At 28.1% G+C, this 7,213-nt stretch carries 8 protein-coding genes and 2 pseudogenes; 5 read left to right on the forward strand and 5 right to left on the reverse strand.

Translation table 11 applies throughout. The features are described from left to right. Positions 1-500: 500 nt before the first annotated feature. The 3 genes and pseudogenes from LGK95_RS21540 to LGK95_RS21550 all read left to right on the forward strand — a co-directional run. Positions 501-686 (forward strand): annotated as a pseudogene (locus LGK95_RS21540) (hypothetical protein); the annotation flags it as partial. A gap of 345 nt (positions 687-1,031) precedes the next feature. Then, positions 1,032-1,964 carry a DMT family transporter gene (locus LGK95_RS21545; RefSeq protein WP_226126957.1) on the forward strand — a complete coding sequence of 311 codons (933 nt, stop codon included), beginning with the start codon at positions 1,032-1,034 and terminating at the stop codon, positions 1,962-1,964. Positions 1,965-2,171: 207 nt separating this feature from the next. Then, the gene (locus LGK95_RS21550; protein WP_226126958.1) at positions 2,172-2,351 is read left to right on the forward strand and encodes a DUF1737 domain-containing protein; all 180 of its coding nucleotides are present in this window, start codon (positions 2,172-2,174) and stop codon (positions 2,349-2,351) included. A 488-nt stretch (positions 2,352-2,839) separates the two neighbouring features. On the opposite strand, the gene LGK95_RS21555 is transcribed toward LGK95_RS21550, so the two are convergent. The 3 genes and pseudogenes from LGK95_RS21555 to LGK95_RS21565 all read right to left on the reverse strand — a co-directional run bounded on the left by LGK95_RS21555 (position 2,840) and on the right by LGK95_RS21565 (position 3,833). Next, on the reverse strand, positions 2,840-3,028 hold the full coding sequence (locus LGK95_RS21555; RefSeq protein ID WP_226126959.1) for an alpha/beta-type small acid-soluble spore protein: 189 nt from the start codon (positions 3,026-3,028) through the stop codon (positions 2,840-2,842). A gap of 292 nt (positions 3,029-3,320) precedes the next feature. Then, positions 3,321-3,635, reverse strand: a pseudogene (locus LGK95_RS21560) (sigma factor-like helix-turn-helix DNA-binding protein); the annotation flags it as partial. A gap of 42 nt (positions 3,636-3,677) precedes the next feature. Continuing rightward, positions 3,678-3,833, reverse strand: a complete 156-nt coding sequence (locus tag LGK95_RS21565) for a zinc-ribbon domain-containing protein (RefSeq protein ID WP_226126960.1) — start codon at positions 3,831-3,833, stop codon at positions 3,678-3,680. 547 nt (positions 3,834-4,380) lie between these two features. On the opposite strand from LGK95_RS21565, the gene LGK95_RS21570 reads away from it, so the two are divergent. Together LGK95_RS21570 and LGK95_RS21575 are read left to right on the forward strand one after the other, a co-directional pair. Then, complete coding sequence (locus LGK95_RS21570) at positions 4,381-4,518, forward strand: hypothetical protein (RefSeq protein WP_226126961.1); 138 nt, start codon at positions 4,381-4,383, stop codon at positions 4,516-4,518. 104 nt (positions 4,519-4,622) lie between these two features. Then, on the forward strand, positions 4,623-4,922 hold the full coding sequence (locus tag LGK95_RS21575) for an ATP-binding protein (RefSeq protein ID WP_226126962.1): 300 nt from the start codon (positions 4,623-4,625) through the stop codon (positions 4,920-4,922). Positions 4,923-5,384: 462 nt separating this feature from the next. On the opposite strand, the gene LGK95_RS21580 is transcribed toward LGK95_RS21575, so the two are convergent. Together LGK95_RS21580 and LGK95_RS21585 are read right to left on the reverse strand one after the other, a co-directional pair. Continuing rightward, positions 5,385-6,041, reverse strand: coding sequence for a flavodoxin family protein (locus tag LGK95_RS21580; protein ID WP_226126963.1), 657 nt, complete (start codon positions 6,039-6,041; stop codon positions 5,385-5,387). Positions 6,042-6,767: 726 nt separating this feature from the next. After that, positions 6,768-6,905: a hypothetical protein gene (locus LGK95_RS21585; protein WP_226126964.1), complete on the reverse strand. Its 138-nt coding sequence runs from the start codon at positions 6,903-6,905 to the stop codon at positions 6,768-6,770. Positions 6,906-7,213: the final 308 nt, after the last annotated feature.

Raw genomic sequence — 7,213 nt, forward strand, 5'->3', positions numbered from 1 at the left:
TTTTTTGAAGATTTACATGATAAAATTATAAAAAAAATTGTATTAAGCCACAATGTTGATTGCTTCGATTTTTATTAGAAAAGCTATAATATAGTTAAATGTCGTGAAAAGATAATTTCACGACATTTGTGTTCCCACTATAACTATCCTATACCCTCATTCATACTTTTGCATATGCAATAAATCACTATTTCCACTGCATAAAAAGTGTCTAATTGAGAATATACACTACTTTTATGCACTTTTTTTCACTTTTCCCATTACATTGATATATTTAAACAAAGCTAGCGTTTTCAATACATTGTAGGTTTTAGACCAGTTATACAGAATATAACTGGTGTTAAATTCACACAGTCTGTGAAGTATATAGTTGACAAGATTGCTCGGGTTTGATACTATGAGTTTAAAATTCATAGTAAAATGCTCTGCTTTAACGACATTTTAGCAGGAGAGTCCCCTCTGCATAGTGTAACTACCTCTATAAATTTAAAAGATATTGTAATGGATCTGTAAGATTAACTTTAGGTGATGCTACCACTGAGGAAGAAGTAGATTTTGTATTAGAAACACTTCCAAAGATTATTAAAAAATTAAGAGATATGTCACCACTATATGATGACTTCTTAAAAAAAAGAGGAAAAATAATTATGATGTATAGTGAAAAAGTTATGGACATTAACAAATAAGGCTGTAGCTGAGGAAAGAAGAATTGTTTGAGAAAAGGTTGCAGAAAAAAGTGGAACGTGGGGGGATTTAATAAAAGAAAATTTTACTTATATTTATTATATCTGTAATCTTAAAACTTTTTGTGTCAATTAAGTACAAATGAGATTTATTCCCATCGTTATCTTTTGTCATTGCAAAATACGAGGGGGTATGAAGAACATAGCTGTCCTGTACTGAAAACCCAATTCCTAAATATGGTAATAGCTAAACCAATATTTAAATTAAAAGTTCCTACACTCGACATTCGTTCATATTGTAGTAGTTTGTTTTATGATTAGTAAATCAGAAATAGGGGTTGAGTAAATTTGAGAAAATATTTAATTTGGATTTTATTGGCATTATGTCCTTTGTTTTGGGCAGGCAATTTTGTAGTTGGAAAGTATATTGTTATGGAAATGACACCACTTTGGACTAATTATTTACGTTGGGCATTAGCGCTGTTTTTGTTATTTCCCGCTGCTCAGATTATTGAAAAGCCCAATTGGAGGAAGGTATGGAAACAATGGCCGTCGTTAACTATGTTTGGAATACTAGGTGTTATATGTTTTAACTTATTTGTTTATTCCGCTCTTAAATATACATCTGCAATAAATGTAGCATTGGTCACTACATTAAACCCTGCAGTCATTGTTTTGTTTTCGGTATTTTTGGTTAGAGATAAGATATCAAGAATGCAAGCGGCAGGATTTGTAATTTCACTAATAGGAGTGTTAACAATTTTGACGAAGGGAGATTTAATCCAAATCTTTAGTATAGGGTACAACCGAGGAAATTTGTTGATGATTGGTGCCCTCGTAGCATGGTCGGCTTATTCAATATTAGGAAGACGTCTTGTTGTACCTCCGATTACAGCCACAGCGGTTTCCTCCTTATTTGCCGTAATAATAATGTCACCTTTCGCTATTGCACAAGGATTTGACATGACTACAATAAGTCCATTAGCTATTAAGGGAATTCTTTTTATGGTGATTTTTCCATCCGCGTGTGCTTATATTTTTTGGAATTTGTCCATTCGAGCAGTTGGGGCTAATAAGGCATCAATCTTCCTGAATTTAAATCCTGTTTTTACCGCCCTAATCAGCATTTTTCTCGGTGATAAAATAACAGGAGCACAGATATGGGGTGGATTATGTGTATTTACTGGCGTATATCTAGCAACAGGAAAACTAAATTCCAACACACAAAAAGGTGATGTTGACGTAGCAAACAGAATCGATACTGTAAATGAAAATCAATAATAATCTAAGTTTAATAAGACAAAGGCATACAATATAACGTTTATTATGTTTATTGTAAATTTTATGTGATACTCGTATAATATTGTAAAATAAATTCATATTTTGCTAATATGATAAGGGGGGCTATCAATTTGATATTTAGAATTGGTATTGTGTAGTAGCCTTAAATTAAAATACTATATTAACTAATACAAGGAGGTATTTATAATGGAGAAAAAACTTAGATACAGATTGATTACAGGAAAAGATGATGGAAACTTTTGCAAGAGAATTTCCGAATTACTTGATGAAGGTTATATATTATATGAATCTCCTTCATGTACATTTAACGGACAAGATGTAATTGTAGCACAAGCTCTAATTAGTAATGATAATACCACTAATTAGAAAAAGTAAATATTAAAAATCTGAGTCATCATTTAGGAATAGTTCTGCAGTGTTTTTTTCTCGTAATTCATTCAACATAATAAACGTTATCTTAAAGGGCTTTTGTCCTATTCTATTTAATAAGTGCATGGGCAAATAAATGAGTGAAAGCAACATATTTTTTACATGAATATGTTATACTAATTATAATTACTTGTCATTGTAAAATATGGTAATAAACAAGTGATTTGTTGTTTAATTAGAGTCCCCTTTAATTAAATATAAAGTAGATAATAAAATGTACTCTATAAAGTAGACTTTTTTTTATTGTCTACTTTATAGGGTCCATTTTGAGAACAGATTTTTTTTTAAATATTATATTATCTTTATCATAAACATTTGTTGTAAAAGTAATAATAGTTGAATGTCATGAAAAGATCGTTTAACGACAGAAAGACATAAGAAAGCCTAGCGTACACCAGGCTTTCTTATGTCTTTCTTATTACGTATTATAAATTCTTTTCGTAAGCCTCAACCATTTTTTTAACCATTTGTCCGCCTACAGAACCATTCTCTCTTGAAGTTAAATCTCCATTGTAACCATCTTTAAGATTTACTCCTACTTCCCTAGCAGCTTCCATTTTAAATTTATTTAATCCAGCCTTAGCCTTTGAAACTAATACTCTATTTTTTGACATATAAATTACCTCCTTTATATTTTATAATTATTTTTTTGTACTACTATCTTGTGTATTATTATAAACAGTATTCATAGTAGTTTATGGCTATTTTAATATAATAAAATAAAAAAGGAGTATTATGTTAAAAGTATATAATCAGTTTTTTTAGCGTAAACATAAAGCCTATATCTTATTCCGATTAATAATTAAAAATAGCCACTCTCTTAAGGACAATGGCTATTAACTATCGCGTACTTCATTCGTACACTATACTATATGGTACGCAATATTTAAAAATTACATACTCTAACTATGTATTTATATTTATATTACTTAAGACCTTATTAAGCTTCTTTAATACGCTCTTTTCAATTCTAGAAACATAGGACCTAGAGATTCCTAGAATCAATGCAATTTCTCTTTGAGTTCGAGGATTACCATCAAGTAATCCATAGCGCATTTGAGTTACTGCTTTTTCTCTATTATTCAAACCTATGTTTATCTTATTATAAATCTGTTTAAGTTGTATTTTACGTTCTACTATATCAATAATAGAATCTTCATCACTACTTAATACATCAATAAGAGATATCTCATTTCCACCTTTATCAGTTCCAATAGGGTTATTATAAAAAATAACCCCATGGAGCTAGTAATAAATCTTATACTATTCTCTGCTTCTTTGTAATTTTCTTGCTTTTCTGCAATCAGGACATCTTTTAGGTTCATTTTCGAATCCTTTTTCTTTGTAGAATCCTTGTTCACCTTCGGTAAATACGAATTCTTTACCACAATCAATACAAACTAAAGTCTTATCTGTCATTATAAAATTGCCTCCAATTTAATTATGTTAACACTCTTATATACTATGTCTTACGGCAACACTTCGTACGTACCATAAGCGACCATCAGTGTACTTTTGTCCGCCTTATATTGAATATAATAAAGAAGCATACAATATAATTTTAATTATGTTGTATGCCTTTATTATTTAATAATATACCAATAGTTCTAAGGAGCATTCACTATAACACTTATTATATTGTATGGTTTTATAAAACTAAGGTGGTAGAGAGTATAGTTATTAAAAATATTAATGTAAAAAACTACTTTTTTTACCAAATACATGGAATAAATGTGTAAAGTAGTCTATAATAAAATCAAATAACATATGTTTTTATAAAAAATCACCTAGTAATAAAGATACTGCACTTTGTTGAGTGCAGTATTTTTATTACTAGGTGATCAAGCTAATAAGATTATAACAAATTTGGTTAAGGCTATTAAGTAGAACTATCATATTAGGTGATGACTATAATAATTTATATTTTTAAAAAAATATACTTAAAATTAAGGGGGATGCACTAATAATGGAAAAATCAGATGACTTTATAGTAGAAGACAAGAAAAAAACTAAAATGATATCAAAACAAAATCTCATTAAACTACAATTAGCAGAAAAAATGTTGATAGAGGGTTTTGCGAAAGACAATATATTTTTAGAGTAGTTCAATAATTAAGGGGCATGATATTTAATTATTGATTGTTTTAACATTCGAAATATAAGTTGTATATTTAAATAAACTATTTATTTAGGAGGAGATTTAATTTAATGATTACATTTAAAAAAATGTGGGATGATGTACTATTACTGTTATCAAATGAAGAATATGTAGATATAAATATTTTAGAAAGATCTAATTACGGATTTGCTGTTGAAGATAGCGATAATATAACTTTTATTACAAAAGATGATTTCTCAAATTTTTGGTGCAAGTTGTTGTACTATAAAAAATTATCTTTAGAACAGAGTTTAGGCAATGAAAAATTAATACCACAATATATTTACAATATTATAAAACAATTACCTTATATATCAGAAAGTTCTTCGGTAATGCAGTTAATACAGTAATTAATTCAATAGATAATAGTGATAAAGAAATAGATTCATTAAGTTAATATAAAATACAAAAGACTATACAGAATTAAGCTGTATAGTCTTTTGTATTTTATTGTATTTTTCCATATACTCTATATAATACTTTGGTCATGTTTTAAGATTAGGGATTGGGGTCGGAGTTATTCTTTTACCCTTAATCGCCATTCACTTTCCATATCATTCTTCCTAGCTTTTTCACTGTATGAGTTTAACACAAGGTATATTCTGTATAACTGGACTAAAACCTTAAGACCATTAAGGGTATACCTTTATACGATAGCTCAATAGGGTCTGACATTACTTAAATAAATGTCATGAAATTATGTTTTCACGACATTTATTATGTACCTAGAAATATTAATTAAATGCTGTACTCTTTGGAAGAATACAGCATTTAATTATATTTTTTTATAAATTTTAGGTATTTCACCTGCTTTATCTTGAGATAGTTTGCTTAACAAAGCTTACTCCCATATTAAATGCATTTTTACAATCCGTTGGGAACTGATCTTCTCTAACTTGTGCTTTTTTCTTTTCGTCAAAACTTGTTACAACATATTTTGAATAATCATTAAACTGATATGTATCATTGACAATTAATGATTCAAAAGATCCAAAAAGTTTTTTCATACAATCTTCTACAAATTTAAGACCTTTTTCATATCCTACATCTTTCATTTGCTCATTAGTTACATTCATAGTATAAATGAATCCAGTTGGTATTTCTCTTCCAAAAAGGCTTGAATGGGATGTATCATAAACTAAATATGGGAACATAAATCTTTCTATAAAAGACCTCATGCCTCCAGTAACTGCTCCAAAATATATGGGAGACCCCAAAATAATGGCATCAGCATTTGCAAGCTTTTCAAGGATAGGTGTTAAATCATCTTTGACAGCACACTTGCCATAACTTTTACCATTTTTCAATTTACAGGCAAAACAACTTATACACCCTTTGTAATTTTGGCCATAAAGCTGAATAAGCTCTGTTTCAGCTCCTTGTGAAGCTGCCCCTTCAAGCGCTTTATTTAGAAGAGTAGCAGTATTTTTATTTTTCCTTGGACTACCGTTAATTGCTATTACTTTCATTTATATTTCCTCCAATTATATTTAATAGTATTATATTAGATGATAGTGTTATTATTTACAAGTACGTACCTATTAGTATTATAGTATCTATTTACATACTGATAATTGAAATAGCATAATACATACTCAAAAATATATGCTTATTTAAAAAGTACGTTAAATGTACTTTCATTCGCTTATTGCTCACAAATTCTACAAAAATAAAGAGTATTAAGATATTTAATCTTAATACTCTTTTAACAATAACTATGTTCAAATTTATCCATACATGTAACCTGTAATAATAAAAATTATTATTAATATAATCCATTTATATTTTTTTAGAAAAACAATGAATTTATTTTCAATTTTGATTTCTTCCATTTATCTTCCCCCTTATAAAAAACTAGTTTTTTATAACTATACCTATTGCTTATAGCATAACTTATATCATATTCATTAGCAATTAAACTAAAAGTTATTCCACATAATATTGCAACAAAAACTATTTTTTATAATAGGGATAGAAATAACTAAATGTAGCTTATAGCCTCATTGTTAATCTTATGTATGTAATAAACTACTATATTATTGCTATTATTGGTGTCTAATTGAGAATATACACTACTTTTATGCATGATTTACTTCTTTATACATGAAATTGTGAGAGGTTGTTTTATGGCAAATAATGAATTTAAAAAATAAAAAAGAAGCCGTTAAGCTCCATATTATTGCATACTTATTTTATTATTTTTCCTTAACTGAATACAATAATTCTTTTTCCTTAATAGAAAACTCTTTTTTTGTTATAATTCCATCATCTAATAATTCTTTATATTTCATAATCTCATCTGTTACTCTTTGTTGATTACCCTCTAATTCCAATAACCTCACCTCAATTATATTGTACTATATTATCATTGGCCTTGCAAACATACGTTCGTATATTGCGCGGACTTTTATGTACCACCTTTCTATTTTACCACGCTTTTATTTTTTTGAATATATGCTGTAAGCCAATGTTACGCGTTGAATTTTATAAGCTATAAGTCAATAAAAATGTTGACGATGTAATATCATTTCATACAATATAATTAAAATTATATTGCATCAAAAAAGTCACAGCATTTTTACTGTGACTTTTTTGTAATCTATAATAATTCTATTGTTATACTGGTCTACGTTCCAATACT

Source organism: Clostridium algoriphilum, from assembly GCF_020443705.1.
GTDB lineage: Bacteria > Bacillota > Clostridia > Clostridiales > Clostridiaceae > Clostridium_AD > Clostridium_AD algoriphilum.

What these genes read in the sequence shown, in the direction of transcription:
- LGK95_RS21555 (WP_226126959.1), bottom strand. Translation starts at nt 3,028, where the DNA reads ATGTCAAAAAATAGAGTATTAGTTTCAAAGGCTAAGGCTGGATTAAAT.
- LGK95_RS21565 (WP_226126960.1), bottom strand. Translation starts at nt 3,833, where the DNA reads ATGACAGATAAGACTTTAGTTTGTATTGATTGTGGTAAAGAATTCGTA.
- LGK95_RS21575 (WP_226126962.1), top strand. Translation starts at nt 4,623, where the DNA reads ATGATTACATTTAAAAAAATGTGGGATGATGTACTATTACTGTTATCA.
- LGK95_RS21580 (WP_226126963.1), bottom strand. Translation starts at nt 6,041, where the DNA reads ATGAAAGTAATAGCAATTAACGGTAGTCCAAGGAAAAATAAAAATACT.
- LGK95_RS21550 (WP_226126958.1), top strand. Translation starts at nt 2,172, where the DNA reads ATGGAGAAAAAACTTAGATACAGATTGATTACAGGAAAAGATGATGGA.
- LGK95_RS21570 (WP_226126961.1), top strand. Translation starts at nt 4,381, where the DNA reads ATGGAAAAATCAGATGACTTTATAGTAGAAGACAAGAAAAAAACTAAA.